The 1,906-nt window shown below is 35.8% G+C and carries 2 protein-coding genes; one reads left to right on the top strand and one right to left on the bottom strand.

Translation table 11 applies throughout. The features are described 5' to 3' along the window. The coding region (locus WKI77_RS07540; protein WP_337861210.1) for a UbiD family decarboxylase at positions 1-1,373 on the top strand (1,373 nt) is incomplete at its 5' end. A gap of 3 nt (positions 1,374-1,376) precedes the next feature. Here the strand turns inward: WKI77_RS07540 and WKI77_RS07535 are convergent. Next, positions 1,377-1,906 (bottom strand): class I SAM-dependent methyltransferase (locus tag WKI77_RS07535; protein WP_337861209.1); only part of this gene is annotated, 530 nt, incomplete at its 5' end.

Raw genomic sequence — 1,906 nt, 5'->3', positions numbered from 1 at the left:
ATGACGAAGTTGATCCGGAACTTGAACTTACATATATCCTCAGTGAAGAAGAACGCATAGGAAAAAAGAAAACTATGCTATTCACCAATGTTAAAGGATCAAAAATTCCAGTTTTAGGCAACATATTTTCTTCTGATAAAAAAATTGAGGCAATACTTGGTGATACACCATATAATATAGGCCTCAAATTAAAAAATTTAGTGAGAATACCTGACGATACAGAATCCATGATATCCAGAGGGCTGGAAATGCTAAAAGAGATGAGCGGAATTAAGCCAAAGATATACAATAGAAAAAATTCTGAATTTGAAGTTGTAGCGCCCCATCTTTCCAGTTATCCAATTACAAAAAACTGGCCTGATGACGGCGGGCGTTACATAACCATGCCTGTTGTTATTACAAAAGATCCTGATACTGGTGCAAGAAATGTGGGAACATACAGGATGCAGGTTTATGATGATGAAACTGCCGGGATGCACTGGCACATACACAAGGGCGGTGCAGAGCACATGGATAAATACAAAAATGAAGGAAAAATCATGGATGTTGCAGTTGCAATTGGCGTTGACCCATTAACATTTTTTTCATCCATAGCTCCTCTTCCAAATGGCATAGATGAATTCTCATTTCGCGGAATACTTGCAAAAAAGCATCTTGAGCTTATTAGAGGTGAAACTGTCAATATTGAATATCCAAGAAGTTCACAGTTGGTGCTTGAAGGTTATATTGACCCTGCTGAAACAAGAATAGAAGGGCCGTTCGGAGACCATACTGGCTATTATTCACTGGAAGAAGCTTTTCCTGTGTTCCATATCAAGAAAGTGGTTCAGAAAATAAATCCTATTTATTCAACAACCATTGTTGGAAAATTATGGCATGAAGATGTAAGAATTGGAAAGGCTATAGAAAGAATGTTTTTGCCATTAATACAGATACAGATACCTGAGATTGTTGATATGAATATACCTGAAGAAACCGTTGTGAGCAACATGATAGTAGTTTCCATTAAAAAGAGGTATCCGGGGCAGGCAAAGAAAGTCATGTTTGCAATCTGGGGAACAGGGCAGATGATGTTTACAAAGATTGTTGTGGTTGTTGATGATGATATAGATGTCCATGATATGAAGCAGGTTATGTGGGCAATGACAACACGTATTGATCCCGTAAACGATGTTTTTATGATACCCAACACACCAACGGACTCCCTTGACCATCCGGCAAGATTATTTAATCTTGGATCAAAAATGGGAATAGATGCAACAAAAAAATCACCAGCAGAAAATTATAACAGGCCATGGCCTGATACTCTTTCAATGTCACATGATGTTGAAACAAAGGTTGATGAATTAATAAAAAAACTTAACGGTGAATAAAAATTATGAAACTTTTTTGAATTTAATAGATATAAATTTGCCAGATGTATTTACTGTTTTTTCGAAGCCATCAAATTTTAATGATTCGGCATATTGCTTTGAAATTGAATGCTTTCTGGTTAAAGATAAAGGTGATTTATAATAATCTTGCAAGAATTCTATTATCATAAATGTACCATTATCATTTAATTTTGAAAGCACGTACTTTATATTGCTGTCCCGTTCCTTCCAGTGGTGAAATGATAGGCTTGTATATATCAGGTCAAAATTTTCCCCAAAGGGTATATCCCTGCTGCTGCCGGGCTTGCATTGAGCTTTTATATTTTCCTTTTCAAAATTTTTTATTTCAGCTTTGACCATATATTCTGATGGGTCAATTGTAAAGAATTTTGCATCGGGAAATTTCTTAGCAACCATTATTGAAAGTTTTCCAGGGCCTGCACCTATATCAAGTATTTTTTCTGGCTTCATACTATTCATTTCATCCAGTGCAAATTTATACAATTTTTTGAGAAGCCTCCATGCTATGGTAT

Source organism: Ferroplasma sp. (assembly GCF_037442045.1).
Lineage (GTDB): Archaea > Thermoplasmatota > Thermoplasmata > Thermoplasmatales > Thermoplasmataceae > Ferroplasma.
The sequence above is the reverse complement of the archived record's forward strand: the minus strand, read 5'-3'. Positions and strand labels throughout refer to the sequence as shown.